Here is a 15,058-nt window from a genome sequence, read left to right as displayed (position 1 = left end):
GCGACTGTCAGTGCCTCCTCCTAGGGTGAAGACATCACTCGGGGAGCTTCGGAGGGAGTGGACACGTGTCCGCCAACAAGATCCAGCACAAGGTCAATCACGTCGCGCTGGTAGTGGACTGTTCGGGTTCCATGCGGCCGCACCAGGGTCAGCTCACCCGCGTCGTCGACGAGTTCGTGGCGGGCCTGAAGGCCGAGTCGGACAGCCTCGGTCACGAGACCCGGATCAGCCTCTACTCCTTCGACCACAGGGTGGAGAACCTGGTCTGGGACATGGACGTGAAGCACCTGCCGTCCATGCGGGGCCTGTACAAGGTGAACAACGGCGCCACGGCCCTCATCGAGGCATCCCTGAAGTCCTTGGACGACCTGGACCACATCTGGGAGGAGTACGGCGAGCACAGCTTCCTCCAGATCGTCGTGACGGACGGCGAGGAGAACGCCTCGGGCGGCGACAGGCGGCACGACGGCGACATGACCGTCCTCGGCCCCTGGCTCGACAGGATCTCGTCGAAGATGGGATCGCTTCCCGGGCACTGGACTTCCGCGATCCTCGTTCCGAACTCCCTGGCGAAGCGCACCGCGCAGAACTACGGCTTCCCGGCGGGGAACATCGCCATCTGGGACGCGGACTCCAAGGAAGGCGTCGAGGAGGCCATCGGTACCGTGCGCGCCGCCGCCACCAGCTTCCTCCGGGGACGCGAGCAGGGCGTGCGAGGGACGAAGAACCTGTTCGCCGTGGGCCAGGACATATCGGTCGACGAGGTGCGGGCCAGCCTCGAACCCGTCTCGGCAGACAAGTACCGCCTCCTGAAGGTCGACAAGGAGACCGAGATCCGGTCGTTCGTCGACTCGCACCCCGGCGTGACCTACCAGCGGGGTTCCTGCTACTACCAGTTGGGCTCCCGGGTCCAGGTCCAGCCCGACAAGGAAGTCATCGTGGTCGAGAGGAACACCGACCGCGCGTACACGGGCGACGCGGCGCGCAACCTCCTCTTCGGCACGGGCATCCACGGAACCGTCTCCGTGAAGGCCGGGAACAACCCCGAGCTGGAGGTCTACGTGCAGAGCCGCTCGGTGAACAGGAAGCTCAAGGCCGACACACGTCTGCTCATCATGCTCTGATCAGGCACGGCCGGGTGACGTGCCACGGCACAGAGGTGTGCCGGGAGCGGGCCCCCGGCCATCCCCCGGGCCCCGGCCGTCCCCGGCCGTCCCCGGCCCGCGCGGACGCCGGACGGCGGCACGGACCGGCCCCGTCGGGCGGGAGTCCTGGTTCCACCCGTCCGTCCCACGGCGGGGAGAATGTGCGGGGAGTCGCGGCGCTAGATTCCGCCGGCCACCCGGAGCACGGCACCCGTGGTGAAGGAGGCCTTGTCGGAGAGGAGCCAGGCGATGGCCTCCGCGATCTCGTCGGGCCGGCCCGGGCGTTTCATCGGGACGCGGACCGCGGTGCGTCGAGGGCGGTCGGGGTCGCCCATGGCGGCGTGGATGCCGGTCGTCACCGTGCCCGGCTGCACCGAGTTGACCCGGATGCCACTCGCGGCGAGTTCCTTGGACAGACCGATCGTGAGGGCGTCCACGGCCGCCTTGCTGGCCGCGTAGTGCACGTACTCACCGGCCGAACCCAGCGTTGCCGCGGCGGACGACACGTTGACGATGGATCCGCCGCCGGTCATGGACATCACCCGGGCCGCCTTCCGGCAGCACAGCAGGGTGCCGAGGACGTTGGTGTCCAGCACCTCGCGGAACGCGTCGACGGAGGTGGACTCGAACGCGCTCAACTTGCCGGTGATTCCCGCATTGTTGACGAGGCCGGTCACGGAACCGAGTGCACCGGCGACATCATCGAAGAGCCGCTCCACATCGTCCTCGGATGTGATGTCCGCGCGCACCGCGAACCCGTCGGAACCCGCTTGCCGCACGCGCTCCAGAACCGCTTGCGCGGCATCACTCGATTCACGGAAAGCGACACCGATGAGGTGCCCTTCCTGTGCCAGGCGCTCGGAGACGGCCGCCCCGATCCCTCCGCCGGCCCCGGTCACCACAGTCACGTTTCGCATGGCTGTTCCTGCCCTCCTGGTCGTTGCAACGGGCACACTATCGATCAGGAATCATCGGGTTCACTCAGCCACGACGCGGCGGGCGTGTGTGGTGCCCGCATCGGACGGTGAGGCCGTGGGGTCGGGTCGGGGTTGGGGCCGACATCGGCGGCGGTGGAGGAACCTGCCCGGCCCGGCGCCGAGTTCGTCACCGCGACTGCCCGTTCGCCGATGAAGCGGCCTCTGGCCCCCGGTGTGCACGTTCAGGCGGCGGCTGCCCGTGACCCCGGACAGACGGATGCGCTCCAGGGCGGTGACCTGCCGGACGGGACGGAGGCGCGCCCCGGCCGTCGGTCTCCCGCCGTCTCCCGCCGTTTCACCTGCCGGTCACGCGCGCTCCGGTCCACGCCTGGAAACGGAGCGAATGCCTCCATTCGCACCGGCCTTCAATCCCTGCGTAGGGGTGGACAACCGGGTGCTCTCCATGCGTCCGGGGGCCAGGTCCGCGCATCCCCCTCCAACTCACTCACACACCGTCAACGAGCCTGAAATCAAAGCGTTTCGGATCAATATGGCGCTGGTGAGGGGGTGTGGGACCAAGCGTCGAGACAACTGTTAGTGATCTGTTGACGACGCCTGGGGTTGGTGTTTAGATCGTGACCACCGAGACAGCCGGAGGGGTCGGAATCCTGATAAGGAGTCTCGGTGGGCACCCGCCGAAGGCGGTGCGAAAGGGGGGGTCATGTCTGGTTTGCCTGTCTCGTTCACCAATAATGTTGCCGACGACGATGCTGTGAACTCCATCGCCCGCCTGGACGTCGGTCCGGTCGGATTCGAGAAGACTCACTTCGATGCCGCCGAATCGGCGGTCCGCGACCATGGATTGTGGGATTCCTGCCATGGAGCGGTGATGGCGGGAAGCCTTTCGGTCGGTCTCGGGACCTCGACATCGGATGTCGATGTGTACGTGTTCGTCGATGAGGTTTCCAAAGGCAGGTCCCACCCCGTGCGGGACGGCATCCGGGTGGATGTCGAGCAGATCGCGATCGGTGAAATCCGGGAACTGAGCGAGAATTTCAGGGCTTTCACCTCCATCGGCGAGGAGCGCTCGCAGACGCATATGGACGAGAGCGCGCTGAAACTCGCGGTCCGTACGCATCTGGGCGCCGTCCTGAAACCGGACGCCTTCGTCCAGGAGGTCAGGAAGAACCTCGATCCCGGGGTGCTGCGACAGGTGCTGATGGCCCGCTCGATGGCCCTGCTCGGCGCATACGTCGAGGACGTCCTCGGTGCGATCGAGGTGCGGGATCTGCCCACCGCCGTCTGCGCTTCGGGGATCGCGCTGGACATGGCCGCCGATGCCCTGCTGGCGGCATGCGGTGACGTGTACGTCTCCGACAAGCTGCGCCTTCGCAAGCTCGTCCGGGAGCCGAGGCTGCGGGAGTTCACCCGGACCTACTGGGACCTCCAGTACAACGGCCTGCCGCCGGACATGGACCCCGACCGCATCGTACGGACGGTCCACTCCCGCCTGTGGCTGATCAACGCGATCGGATGTGCCTGCTTCCTGGAATTCTGGGAACGCGAGCCGACCGAAAAGGTCACGCTTTCCGGCATCGAAGGCAACGGCCCGGTACGTAGCCCATTCCACGTCCCGGTCCGCTATGCCGACGGATGTGGTCTGACGATTCAGAACTCGGCTTTCGACGTATCGGAAGACGCTCTGCGGCTGTGGTTCCTGCTCGACGGAAGGAGCCCCGAAGCCGTGGTGAACGCGTTCGCCCGAGCGGTCGGCGCACCCGTCGACGAGGAAACGTCGCAGCAGATCCTCGACGCCATCGAGCAGTTCGACGGCCAAGGCCTCATTCATCATTAGCGGCTGCCTGCACAGGTTTCCGTCGTGTGTGCCGCAAGGCGCATTCGACGGGATTTCCGAGTAACCCGTCGCACATGGGAGGGGGGTGCTGAAAATGTTCAAGATCATCGTCAAGTCGTCCACGGTCAAGACCGTGAAGGCCGGCTGAACCAGCTGCACCAAGTAACGGTGTGCCCGGCCGCAGTTATCTGCAGGCCGGGCACCACCGCCTTTTGTCCACGATGGCCGTGGCAGGAGGCAGGAGAGCGATTCGAATGGAGGTATCGTGGCCGCAGTAGAGGTGGAAGACCTCACACGCACCTATACCACCGGCGCCTCGAAATTTCGTTTCCGGCGGAACGGAAGAACCGACCGTCAGGCTGTGAAAGGCGTTTCGTTCGACATCGGCGAGGGCGAGCTCTTCGGGCTGCTGGGTCCCAACGGGGCCGGGAAGTCCACGACGATCAAGATCCTCTCGACTCTGCTGCTTCCGACCAGCGGGCGGGCCACCGTCCTGGGCCACGACGTGGTCAGCCACCCCACGGAGATCCGCCGCCGGATCGGCTATGTGGCCGGCGGGGACAAGGGCCTGTACGAACGGCTCTCCGCTCGCGACAACCTGCGCTACTTCGCCGAACTCCACGGCATCACCGGGCGTGCCCAGCGCCTGCGCCTCGCCCAGCTCCTGGAGACCGTCGACCTGGCCGACCGGGCCGACGACCGCGTGGAAGGGTTCTCGCGCGGCATGCGCCAGCGGCTGCACATCGCCCGAGGCCTGCTGAACGAACCGAGCGTGCTCTTCCTGGACGAACCGACCATCGGGCTGGATCCCGAGGCGTCCAGGGATCTGCGTAGCACCATCGGGACTCTGACCGGCCAGGGCACGACCGTCCTGCTCACCACGCACTACATGTACGAGGCCGACGAGTTGTGCGACCGCATCGCGGTCATCGCGCAGGGGCGGCTCGTCGCACTCGACACCCCTGGCACGCTCAAGAAGGGCGTCGGCGACCGCACGGTGGCGACGGTCGAGGTCCGTGACGTCCCCGCGGCGGCACTCGACGAGGTGCGGGCCCTGCCCGGCGTGCTCGACCTCACCGTGACGTCCACGCCCACCTCGCACGTCCTCGAGGTCCAGTGCGAGGACACCGCCTCCATGGTCCCGGATCTCCTGCGCATCCTCGGCCCCGGGTTCATCACGCGGGTCGACACCCGCGAGCCGACCCTCGAGGACGCCTACGTCGCACTCGTGTCCCAGCCGGCGGACACCGCCGGAGCCACCCGGTGACAACGACCGGGACACGCGCCCGCACTCTGTACCTGCGGACTCTGCTGGTGTGCGGGGTCTTTCAGCTGCGCATGCTGCTCCAGTACAAGTTCTACGTCATCGCGGTGTTCGTCCAGCCGCTGGCCTTCGCCCTGATCCAGTTCGTCATGGTCGGGCACCGCCAGGACGCGGACGCCCTGGCCGGCGTGGCCGTGCAGGCCGGTCTGATGGGGATGTGGACGTCCACTCTCTTCGGCTCCGGCGGTGGGCTGAGCCGGGAACGCCGCTTCGGCACCCTGGAGCCCGTGGTGGTCGCGCCGACCCCGCTGGCCGTCAACATCCTTGCCATCAGCCTGGCCACCGCCCTCATGGGCGTCATCTCCATGGCGGTGACGCTCCTGCTGGGCGGGCTCGTGTTCGACACCCCGGTGGTGCCCGCGCGGCCCGGCGTCTTCGCCGCCGCCCTGGTCGTGGCCGTACTGGCCAACGCCTGTCTCGGCTTCCTCATGGCCAACGCGTTCATCCTGTACCGCAACTCACTGGTCCTGACGAACCTGCTGGAGTACCCCGTCTGGGTCCTCTCCGGCCTGATGGTTCCCGTGGCCTTCCTGCCGCAGTGGTGCCGGCCGCTCAGCGAGGGCCTGTCGCTGACCTGGGCGGGCCGTGCCCTCGGGCACGCCATGTCGGGAACCGGCACGCCGGGCCGGGAGATCCTGTGGTGCGCGGTGACCGGCCTGGCCTGCCTCGGGCTCGCCCTGTTCTTCCTGCGTACGGTGCACGACGCCGTGCGCCGACGCGCCACCCTGAACCTGATATGAGGAGCGTCCGCATGAGCGCCGCGCGCAGGCTCGTCGCCGGCCTGCGGGTCACAGTGGTGGGGGGTGCCCTCTCCTACCGTGCCCTGATCACCTTCCTGTCGCCCCCGTTGTTCTTCGTGATGATGATCGCGTCACCCTTCTTCCAGATCGTGACGTTCTCCCTGCTGGGCCGCTACAGCGGCGCCCAGGACCCGGACTTCTACGTCGTGGGCACGGCGATCCAGGCGTCCGCGATGGCCGGCATCTACGGCGCGTCGCAGGCGGTCGCCAACGAGCGGGCCTTCGGGACGCTGGCCCACCTCCTGATCACTCCTGCGGGCCGTTTCTGGATCATGCTGGGACGGCTGATCCCCACCTCGCTCAACGGAGTGCTGGTCGCGGTCCTCGGAGTGTCCGGCGGCTGGGCGTTCCTGGGCCTGTCGCTCACTCCCTCGATCCTGTTGCCCATCGCCGTGGCGGCCGTGTGCGCGTCGACGTCCTGCGCGGGTCTGGGGCTGATCATCGGCGCACTCGGACTCCGTTTCCGCGACATGTACTTCGTCACCAACGCCGCTCACCTGGTCCTCCTCATCGCCACCGGTGCGGCGATCCCGCTCACCCTGCTGCCCGGCTGGGTGCAGGGCCTGTCCCAGGTGATCCCGATGGCACACGCCATCGCCATGGCGCAGGACGCCGTGGCCGGGCGCCCGTACTCGCCGGTGCAGTCGGCGGGCGCCGAACTCGTGCTGGCGGCGGTGTACTTCGGCATCGCCCTGGTGGTGCTCGCCCGCTCCGAACGGCTGAGCCGACGGCTCGGCACGCTGGAACTGGTATGACCACCGCCGACCGGACCCCCGTGCAAGCCCCGAAGGGGAAGGAACATCTCTTGACGCGCACCGCCCAGCCTCCCGGCAGCCTCGTACTGAAGATCGGCGGCAGCCTCTTCTCCGACAAGAGCCGCCCCGGCAGCCTCGACGAGAAGGTCTTCGCCTCGTACGCCGCACTCGTCGCCGACCTGGCCCGTGCCTACCCCGGCCGGATCGTCCTGGTCACCGGCGGAGGAGCGTTCGGCCACGGGGCGCTGCGCGGACTCGACCCGGAGGACCCGTTCGCGCCGCTGCCGTTCGTGCAGGCCACCTCGGGCGTCCGCTGGCGGTGGGTGAGCGCGCTGACCGACATGGGGGTGCGCGCACTGCCGCTGCAACTGGGGGCGTTCAGCACGGTCGACCCCACGCACCCGCACGGCGTCGCGGTCGCCGAGGAGCCCCTCAGGGCATTGCTGGCCGCCGGTGTGCTGCCGGTCCTGTCCGGCGACTGCCTGCTGCGTCCGGACGGGTCACTGGAGGCCTTCTCCAGCGACCGGACCCCGGAGGTACTGGTCCGGGCGCTCGGCGCCGCTCCCCGCGTCGTCACCCTCACCGACGTCCCGGGGGTACTGACCGGCGGCCCCGGCAGCGACGACGTACTGGAACTCGTCGACGCGCACCACCCCGAAGACGCCTACCGCTACGTGTGGAAGGAGAGCGAGTGGGACGCCTCCGGCGCGATGCAGGGCAAGCTCGACGCGCTCGTCGCGTGCGCCCGGCAGGGAGCCGAGTGCTTCATCATGCGCGGTGACCCCGGGCTCGCCGATCTGCGGCATCTGACGCTTCCCGAGGACGAGTGGCCACGTGCCCTGAAGCGCACCCGGATCGCCCTGCGCCAGAAGGAGGCCTGATGAGCACGCCCACGGTCACCGTCGCCGAGTCGGTCGTGCCGGCCGACGCGTTCGCGGGCCGGGACGTCACCGTCCGCTCCTCGGCCGTCCTGGACCTCAACGCGGTCCGGGTCCGTCTGATGAGCAACATGGAGGACTTCCCGGGCTTCTCGTACTTCGCCGACTTCGCGGAGGCGGACGCCGCGGCCGACTACGAGATCGTCTGCGTGGATCTGGACCGGGACGACTACGACGTCTCCCTCCTCGCGGCCGCGGCCGACCGGACCTTCCGGTCCAAGCGGTTCAGGACCGGGTTCTACCTCGTGCACTTCTTCGGGGACCCCGCCTACCTGATCACGCGCGGCAACCGCTTCCACGTGTTCGGCCGCCGCCTGGAGAAAACCGTCTGGCCGTACTTCGTGAAGCACATCCTCACGATGCACGCCGCCGACCACGGCTTCGTGCACCTCAAGGCAGCCGGATTCGCCCAGGGCGACGGCACGGGCACGCTGCTGCTGGGCCGTCAGGGAGGCGGCAAGACGGTCTTCCTGGCACAGGCGTGCGCCGGCGGCGCGAGCTTCCTTGCGAACACCCACACCCTCGTCAAGGACGGCGTCGCCCACGGAGTGCACTCCGCGATGCGGGTCCGTTCCGACGACTGCTTCCGCGACATCATCGAGCGGCGGAATCTGACCCCGCACATCGAGAGCGGTGACTACGTCGCCAGTCCCTATGAGCTCTTCGAGGGCCGCACGGTGAAGCAGGCCACGATCCGCAACATCGTGATCGCGGACTTCGACCCGCGGCGCCCGCAGGGCCTGGAACCCGTTGCCGATCAGGCCGCGACCGCGTTCCTGGACCAGTTCTCCTCCGCGGTCACGATGTACGGCCTCAAGGACGACCTGTACACGCACTGCGGCAACGACCTGGACCGCTACACCCGCACCTACGAGCACATGCGCGCACAGGCCACGAGTCTGGTGGGCGGCGCCCGTTGCTTCCGTGCCAACGTCGACATGCTCGACGAGTCCGTGCGCGACACGGTGCTGTCCACCCTGGCCGCCGCGTGAGTCCACGACAGGCCCGCCCGCTCGGCCGGCCTGACTCCTCGAGGCCAATGATGAAGGGAACACCGCGTTGCGCCCGTTCGACCGCGTGAAGATCGAGCTGAGTGAAGAGTCCGTCCGCCTGCTCGCCCACCCCGAGGACGAGGGCCCCAGCCACCTCCCCGACGAACTGCGCGAAGAGGTGGCGGAGGCCGTCGCCCGCGATGTGCACGACGGCCCCGGCATCCTGGTGCTCGGTGGTTTCGAGTGCCTCGCGGACGACGAGGAGGCACTGCGCCGCGCCTTCCTGGCCGGATCCCGCCTGTTCGGTGAGCTCATGCCGCAGAACGCCTCGGGCGAACTGCTCCGCGAGGTGCGGGACCGGGGCACCCGCATCGGTGAGGGCCGCACGACCCGCTACTCCGACTCCCGCTTCGGGGGCAGCCTCCACACGGACGGCGCCGAGGCGCCCCTCCCCGTGCCGGACTACTTCACGCTCCTGTGCGTGCACCAGGCCGCCCTGGGCGGGGCGCTCCAGCTCGTCCACGTACGCGACGTCGTACGTGAGCTGAAGGATCGGCCCGAGGTGCTTGACGTGCTGCGGCAGCCCTTCCACTTCGACCGCCGTGGGGACGAGGCGCCGGGCGAGCCGCCCACCACACTCAAGCCCGTCCTGTTCGCGGACGGTGACGTGCCGGGCGACCCGCTCGGTGTCACCTACCTCAGGCAGTACATCGAGGTCGGCCACGCCCGCCCCGATGTCCCCGACCTCACCGCGGCTCAGGTCGCCGCCCTCGACGCGCTCGACGCGTTGCTCGCGGACCCGGCCCTGATCAGCCAGGACCGTCAACAGCCCGGTGAACTCGCCGTGTTCAACAACAAGCGGCTTCTGCACGGCCGCACCGAGTTCACCGACCACGGCGACGGTGACCGGTCCCGTCTGCTGTTCCGCACCTGGATCCGCCGACCGGCCTGAGCACCCCCCGTCACCTTCCGGCGAATCTGAAAGAGCGAGACCGTGCGCGTTCTCATCGTCCCCAACTGTCTGCGTGGCAGCCTCACGGCCGCCACGGTCGCCGAGGCACTGGCACGCGGCGTGCGCGCCGCCCACCCGTCCGCGACGCTCGACGTCCTGCCCGCGGCCGACGGCGGCGACGGCAGCCTCGGGCACTGGCTGCGGCACTCCGCGAGCCGGGAGGTCCCTGTCGACGTCGCCGGACCGCTGGGCGGCACCGTTCGTGCCACCTACGCACTGGGCGCCGACGGCACCGCGTTCATCGAGATGGCCGAGGCCAGCGGGCTGCGCCACGTACCCGACGCACGACGCGACCCGCTGCGGGCCACCACCCGCGGTACGGGCCAGCTGATCCGCCACGCGCTGCACGCCGGTGCCCGTACCGTGGTCGTCGGGGCGGGCGGCAGCGCCACCCTCGACATGGGGGCCGGGGCGCTAGGCGCACTCGGGGTGGAGTTCCACGCCGACGACGGCCGTGTGCTCGACGCGTACCCCGATGCGCTGCGGAACGTCGTCGGCGCCGACACCCGCCACGCCGATCCGCTGCTGCGGGGCGCGCGGCTGCGCGTGCTGAGCGATGTGCACACACCGCTGCGGGAGAACGTGGTGCGCTTCGGCCCGCAGAAGGGCATCGCCGCCCAGGAGGTCGGTGCGTTCAGCGAGATGCTCGGCCGCTTGGCCCGAGCCGTCCGCCCCGACCGGCCGGATCTCCTGGACCTGCCGTGGTACGGAGCCGGGGGCGGCACCCCGGCCGGGCTCAGTGTCTTCGGGGCCCGCGCGGAGTCCGGCAGCGACCGCTTGCTCGACCTGGCCGGCGTACCCGAACTGATCGCCGACGCGGACTTCGTCATCACGGCCGAGGGCCGGGTCGACGCCGGATCACTGGACGGCAAACTGCCGTTGGCCGTCTCCCGGCTCGCTGCCCGGCACGGCGTTCCCTGCGTGGTGGTCACCGGGAGCACCCTGCTCGCCCCCGAGGAACTCCCGGCGGGCACGCGCTGTCTGGTGCTCCCCCCTGAATGCGCGCCGGACCGGCCCGAGACCACCGCCCTCGCGCTCGCAGACGCGGGCCGAGCCGCAATACCGCACCAGACGCGAAGCCGTGAGGTGAATTGATGAGGACAAGCCACGAGAGTCTGCACGATTTCGTCCGTGAGGCGATGTGCCGTGCCGGGGCCCGCCCCGAGGACGCCGACCAGGTCGCGCGCGTGCTGGTCGCCGCCGACCTGAACGGGGTCGACAGTCACGGCGTGGCCCGACTGCGCCGCTACGTCGAGGGCATCCGCAAGGGCACCATCGCGGCGGACGCCACACCCACCGTGGTGTCCGACTTCCCGGCCGGCGCGGTCGTCGACGCGGGCAACGGGCTGGGGCAGCCCGCGATGCTGCACGCCCTCGATCTCGCGGTGCGCAAGGCGCAGGACACCGCCATAGCGATGGTCACGGTCCGGCGCTCCAACCACTTCGGCATCGCGGGCCACTACGCGGCGCAGGGGGCCCGACAGGGCATGCTCACCATCGTCACAACCAACGCCTCCCCGCAGGTCGCGCCGACGCACGGTGCGGAGCCCATGTTCGGGACGAATCCGCTCGCGTTCGCTCTGCCCACGCATCCGACCCGGCCCTACCTGTACGACGCGGCGACCAGCGCGGTCCCGCGGGGAAAGCTGGAGCGTCTGGAGCGCGAGGAGCGGCCGATGCTGCCGGGGTGGGCCGTCGACCCCCAGGGCCGTACCGAGACGGACATCCCCAGTCTGGTCAAGGGACTCAAAGCACGGGAGGGGTACGCCCTGCTCCCGCTGGGCGGCGCCGGGGAGGACCACGGCGGGCACAAGGGCTACGGCCTGGGTCTCCTCGCCGATCTCCTGTGCGGCCCCCTGGCCGGGGCCAGCTGGGGCCGGCACGTGTACGGGCCCGAGGGGGCGGGGCTCGGTCACATGGTGATCTGCGCCCGGGCCGAGGCCTTCATCGACCTCGACTCCTTCCGCGCCGAGACAACGGCCATGTTCGACGAGCTGCGCAACGCGAAGAAGGCGGAGGGCCAGGACCGCATCTTCATCCCGGGCGAGAAGGAATACGAGCGGGCCGACGAGCGGCGGGCGCACGGCATTCCGCTGCGCCCCGCCGTCGTGGCGGACCTCGGCGACATCGCCGTGTCCCTGGATATGCAGCCCCTGGAGTCCATCGGAGGACTGGAATGACCACAACATCCGCACGCCTGAGGGAACTCCTGGCAGCGCCGCAGGCGGCGCGGGCCGCCGGCGCGCACGACGGGCTGACCGCCCGCCTGGTGGAGGAAGCCGGGTACGACGTCGTCTGGGCGTCGAGCTTCGAGACCTCGGCCAGCCGGGCGCTGCCCGACATGAGCCTGTTGACGATGACCGACTACCTGCAGGCAGCCGCCTGGATGGTGCAGTCGACGTCACTGCCCGTGCTGGCCGACTGCGACACCGGGTTCGGCAACCGGCTGAACATCGCGTACACGGTGCAGCGGTACGAGGCGGCCGGTGTCGCCGGTATCTGCCTGGAGGACAAGGTCTTCCCGAAGAAGAACAGCTTCCTGGCAGTCGGCCAGACGCTGGAGGACCCGGTGGAGTTCGCCGCCCGCATCCGCGTCGCCAAGGAGGCGCAGCGCAACCCGGAGTTCGTGATCGTGGCGCGGGTCGAGGCCCTCATCGCCGGTACGGGTATGGAGGACGCGCTGAACCGCGCCCACCTGTACGCGGACGCGGGCGCCGACGCGATCCTGATCCACTCCAAGTCCCAGGAGCCGCACGAGATAAAGGAGTTCCTGGAGCACTGGCAGCGGCGGACCCCTGTGGTCGTGGTGCCCACGACCTATTACCGGTGGAAGACCGAGGAGGCGTCGCGGGCCGGTGCGTCGTTGGTCATCTACGCCAACCAGGGGCTGCGGGCCGCGGTCCAGGCGGTCCGGGACGTACTGCTGGAGATCCGGCTGACGGGGGACTCGGCGTCGAGCGAGGACGTCATCGCCCCGGTGAAGGAGATCTTCCGCCTTACGGACGTCGACACGTGGAACGCGCTCGAATCATGATCGAACCGACCTTCTTCTGCGACGAACTGGCCCGCCGTTCCGTGGAGTTCTACACGGGCGTGCCGTGCTCCTTCTTCCAGGGGCCCATCAGCCTGCTGGGGCAGGGCGGCCGCGGCCGCTACGTGGCCGCCGCCAACGAGGGGGCCGCGCTCGCCATGGCCACCGGCGCGGAGCTGGCGGGCACGCGGTCGGCCGTCATGTTGCAGAACTCCGGGTTCGGTAACCTGCTCAACCCGCTCACCTCCCTCGTCATGACCTTCCGCGTGCCCGCGCTGGTCTTCATGAGCCTGCGCGGGTGGCCGGACCCGGAGGCCGACGAGCCGCAGCACGCCGTCATGGGGGCGTCCCAGCACGGCCTGCTCGATGCCCTCGGCATCGACCGGTGGACGCTCCCGCCCACCCCCGACGGTCTCGTGGACGTCCTCGACCAGGTGGAGCACAGCCGTGCCGAGGGCCGCCCGGCCTTCGTCCTCGTCCCCAAGAACACCGTGGGTGTGGACGCCGGGACGGTGCGCTCCGCCGCCGCCCCGTTCGGCCGCAGACAGGCGCTCAGCGCGCTCGCCCCGCACCTCGGTGACGCGGCCGTGTACGCGACGACGGGGTTCATCAGCCGCGAGTTGTACTCGGTCGCGCACCGGCCGGACAACTTCTACATGCAGGGCTCCATGGGTCACGCTCTGAGCCTCGGCGTCGGCAGTGCCCTGGCCGACCCCGATCTGCGCACGGTCGTCATCGACGGCGACGGGGCGGCCCTCATGCACCTGGGCTCCTCCGCCGTGGCCGGCGCCGCCGCCCCGCCCAATCTCACGCACGTCGTCCTCGACAACGGGGCGTACGAGTCGACCGGCGCCCAGAGCACCATGGCGACGGTGGACTGGGACGCCTTCGGCCGTTCCGTGGGCTACCGGACGGCGCGCACGGTGAACACGGCCGACGGACTCGACGCCGCGATGCGGGACATCTCGGACACCGCCGGACCGCACCTGGTGGTCGCGCGCATCGGCCTGGACGGTCCGGGCCAGACCCCGCCCCGGGTGACGTCCGGGCACTCGCCCTTCGAGCTGCGCTGCACGTTCAGCGAATCGCTCACCCTCAAGCGGAGCTCGTATGGCCGTTGACCTGCTGACCCTCGACGAGGAATGCGACGCCCCGCCCACCCGGCTGGTCACGGGGCCGGGTTCCAGCGATGCCTTCGAACGTGAACTGCGGGCGTTCGGTGCTCGCCGGGTGCTCGTCGTCGCCAGCGCCGGAGCCCTGAGCCGCACGTCGTTCCTCAGCCGCATCGACGCGCCCGATGTGCGTGTGTTCACCGATTTCAGCCCGAATCCGGACCTCGACGACGTGATCAGGGGCTGTGCGGTGCGCGAGGCGCAGCAGCCCGAGCTGATCGTGGGGATCGGCGGTGGCTCGGCCATGGACGCCGCCAAGTTGATCCGGCTGCTGCCGGCCGACCGCGTCCGGGCACGGGCCGTGCTGGCCGCCCGCGCGCCCGTCCGGGCCGCGGCCCACACGCCGCTGGTGCTGATCCCCACGACGGCCGGGACCGGCAGTGAGGTCACCCAGTTCGCCACGGTCTTCGTCGACGGTCTCAAGCAGTCGCTGGACCTGGCGGCGGCGCGCGCGACAGTGGCCCTCGTCGACCCTGAGCTCACGCACTCCTGCCCGTGGGAGGTGAGCGCGAGCTGTGCGTTAGACGCCCTCGCGCACGCGCTGGAGTCGTACTGGTCGATCCGGTCGACACCGCGGTCACGTGAGCTGGCCGCGACCGCGGCCGTAGGGATCGCCGACGTGCTGCGCCGTGCCGAGGGAGGGTTCAGCGAATCCGACCGGCAGGTACTGAGCACTCTGTCGACCGAGGCGGGGCAGGCCATCGACCTCACGCGCACCACCGTGGGGCATGCCTTCGCCTACCCGCTGACGGTTCACTTCGGCGTCCCCCACGGGCTTGCCTGTGTGCTGAGTCTGTCGTGGCTGTTCCCGCTGAGCGAGTCCGCGCTGGCCGATGCGACGGCGTGTCAGGACCCGCGAGGCGCTCCGTTCGTCCGCGCACGGCTGCGGAAGATGGCCGGTTTCCTCGGGGTCGACTCACCCGACCGGCTGGGGCAGGCACTTCGGTCGCTGATCACCGCCGCGGGCTTTCCCGACACGCTGGGGGCCTACGGCGTGCGACGGGCCGACGTCCCCGTCCTGTTCCAGGAGGCCATGTCGTCCTCCAGGTCGTCCAACACGCCCGTCCAGGTCCCCGCCGACGCTCCCGACTACCTGGCAGCCCACCTGTGAACCGCG

The 15,058-nt window shown here is 69.7% G+C and carries 14 protein-coding genes; 13 read left to right on the top strand and 1 reads right to left on the bottom strand.

What is annotated here, in order from left to right:
- Window positions 1–65: 65 nt before the first annotated feature.
- Window positions 66–1,124 carry a vWA domain-containing protein gene (locus ABZ441_RS18970; protein WP_358975123.1) on the top strand — a complete coding sequence of 353 codons (1,059 nt, stop codon included), beginning with the start codon at window positions 66–68 and terminating at the stop codon, window positions 1,122–1,124.
- Between the two features lie 200 nt (window positions 1,125–1,324).
- On the opposite strand, the gene ABZ441_RS18965 is transcribed toward ABZ441_RS18970, so the two are convergent.
- The gene (locus tag ABZ441_RS18965; protein WP_358975121.1) at window positions 1,325–2,062 is read right to left on the bottom strand and encodes an SDR family oxidoreductase; all 738 of its coding nucleotides are present in this window, start codon (window positions 2,060–2,062) and stop codon (window positions 1,325–1,327) included.
- 772 nt (window positions 2,063–2,834) lie between these two features.
- On the opposite strand from ABZ441_RS18965, the gene ABZ441_RS18960 reads away from it, so the two are divergent.
- From ABZ441_RS18960 to ABZ441_RS18905, 12 genes are all read left to right on the top strand, one after another.
- Entirely contained in the window at window positions 2,835–3,917 is a 1,083-nt protein-coding gene (locus ABZ441_RS18960; protein ID WP_358975118.1) for a hypothetical protein, read from the top strand.
- A 361-nt stretch (window positions 3,918–4,278) separates the two neighbouring features.
- Window positions 4,279–5,184 (top strand): ABC transporter ATP-binding protein, encoded by a 906-nt coding sequence (locus ABZ441_RS18955; protein ID WP_358975116.1) that lies wholly within the window; start codon window positions 4,279–4,281, stop codon window positions 5,182–5,184.
- Window positions 5,181–5,981 carry an ABC transporter permease gene (locus tag ABZ441_RS18950; RefSeq protein ID WP_358975113.1) on the top strand — a complete coding sequence of 267 codons (801 nt, stop codon included), beginning with the start codon at window positions 5,181–5,183 and terminating at the stop codon, window positions 5,979–5,981. Before ABZ441_RS18955 ends, ABZ441_RS18950 begins: the two co-directional genes overlap by 4 nt.
- An 11-nt stretch (window positions 5,982–5,992) precedes the next feature.
- A complete protein-coding gene (locus tag ABZ441_RS18945) occupies window positions 5,993–6,796 on the top strand; it encodes an ABC transporter permease (RefSeq protein WP_358975110.1) in 804 nt (267 codons plus the stop codon).
- 50 nt (window positions 6,797–6,846) lie between these two features.
- Entirely contained in the window at window positions 6,847–7,677 is an 831-nt protein-coding gene (locus ABZ441_RS18940; protein WP_358975107.1) for a hypothetical protein, read from the top strand.
- Window positions 7,677–8,726 carry a FomB family phosphonate monophosphate kinase gene (locus ABZ441_RS18935; RefSeq protein ID WP_358975104.1) on the top strand — a complete coding sequence of 350 codons (1,050 nt, stop codon included), beginning with the start codon at window positions 7,677–7,679 and terminating at the stop codon, window positions 8,724–8,726. The genes ABZ441_RS18940 and ABZ441_RS18935 overlap by 1 nt, the downstream gene beginning before the upstream one ends.
- A gap of 67 nt (window positions 8,727–8,793) precedes the next feature.
- Window positions 8,794–9,678 carry a TauD/TfdA family dioxygenase gene (locus tag ABZ441_RS18930; protein WP_358975101.1) on the top strand — a complete coding sequence of 295 codons (885 nt, stop codon included), beginning with the start codon at window positions 8,794–8,796 and terminating at the stop codon, window positions 9,676–9,678.
- A 42-nt stretch (window positions 9,679–9,720) separates the two neighbouring features.
- Window positions 9,721–10,833: a glycerate kinase gene (locus tag ABZ441_RS18925; protein WP_358975097.1), complete on the top strand. Its 1,113-nt coding sequence runs from the start codon at window positions 9,721–9,723 to the stop codon at window positions 10,831–10,833.
- Entirely contained in the window at window positions 10,833–11,918 is a 1,086-nt protein-coding gene (locus ABZ441_RS18920) for an Ldh family oxidoreductase (protein ID WP_358975094.1), read from the top strand. The genes ABZ441_RS18925 and ABZ441_RS18920 overlap by 1 nt, the downstream gene beginning before the upstream one ends.
- Window positions 11,915–12,772: an isocitrate lyase/phosphoenolpyruvate mutase family protein gene (locus ABZ441_RS18915; protein WP_358975091.1), complete on the top strand. Its 858-nt coding sequence runs from the start codon at window positions 11,915–11,917 to the stop codon at window positions 12,770–12,772. The genes ABZ441_RS18920 and ABZ441_RS18915 overlap by 4 nt, the downstream gene beginning before the upstream one ends.
- Window positions 12,769–13,890, top strand: coding sequence for a phosphonopyruvate decarboxylase (gene aepY / locus ABZ441_RS18910; protein ID WP_358975089.1), 1,122 nt, complete (start codon window positions 12,769–12,771; stop codon window positions 13,888–13,890). The genes ABZ441_RS18915 and aepY overlap by 4 nt, the downstream gene beginning before the upstream one ends.
- Entirely contained in the window at window positions 13,880–15,052 is a 1,173-nt protein-coding gene (locus ABZ441_RS18905; RefSeq protein WP_358975086.1) for a phosphonoacetaldehyde reductase, read from the top strand. Before aepY ends, ABZ441_RS18905 begins: the two co-directional genes overlap by 11 nt.
- Window positions 15,053–15,058 lie beyond the last annotated feature (6 nt).

The sequence above is a fragment of the Streptomyces sp. NPDC005752 genome, from assembly GCF_040630715.1.
Taxonomy (GTDB): domain Bacteria; phylum Actinomycetota; class Actinomycetes; order Streptomycetales; family Streptomycetaceae; genus Streptomyces.
This window is presented reverse-complemented; position numbering and strand designations above follow the sequence as displayed.

Bases quoted from the DNA above. Each gene is read 5' to 3' on its own strand.
- ABZ441_RS18965 (WP_358975121.1), bottom strand. From the start codon at position 2,062: ATGCGAAACGTGACTGTGGTGACCGGGGCCGGCGGAGGGATCGGGGCG.
- ABZ441_RS18945 (WP_358975110.1), top strand. From the start codon at position 5,993: ATGAGCGCCGCGCGCAGGCTCGTCGCCGGCCTGCGGGTCACAGTGGTG.
- ABZ441_RS18935 (WP_358975104.1), top strand. From the start codon at position 7,677: ATGAGCACGCCCACGGTCACCGTCGCCGAGTCGGTCGTGCCGGCCGAC.
- ABZ441_RS18920 (WP_358975094.1), top strand. From the start codon at position 10,833: ATGAGGACAAGCCACGAGAGTCTGCACGATTTCGTCCGTGAGGCGATG.
- ABZ441_RS18915 (WP_358975091.1), top strand. From the start codon at position 11,915: ATGACCACAACATCCGCACGCCTGAGGGAACTCCTGGCAGCGCCGCAG.
- aepY (WP_358975089.1), top strand. From the start codon at position 12,769: ATGATCGAACCGACCTTCTTCTGCGACGAACTGGCCCGCCGTTCCGTG.
- ABZ441_RS18905 (WP_358975086.1), top strand. From the start codon at position 13,880: ATGGCCGTTGACCTGCTGACCCTCGACGAGGAATGCGACGCCCCGCCC.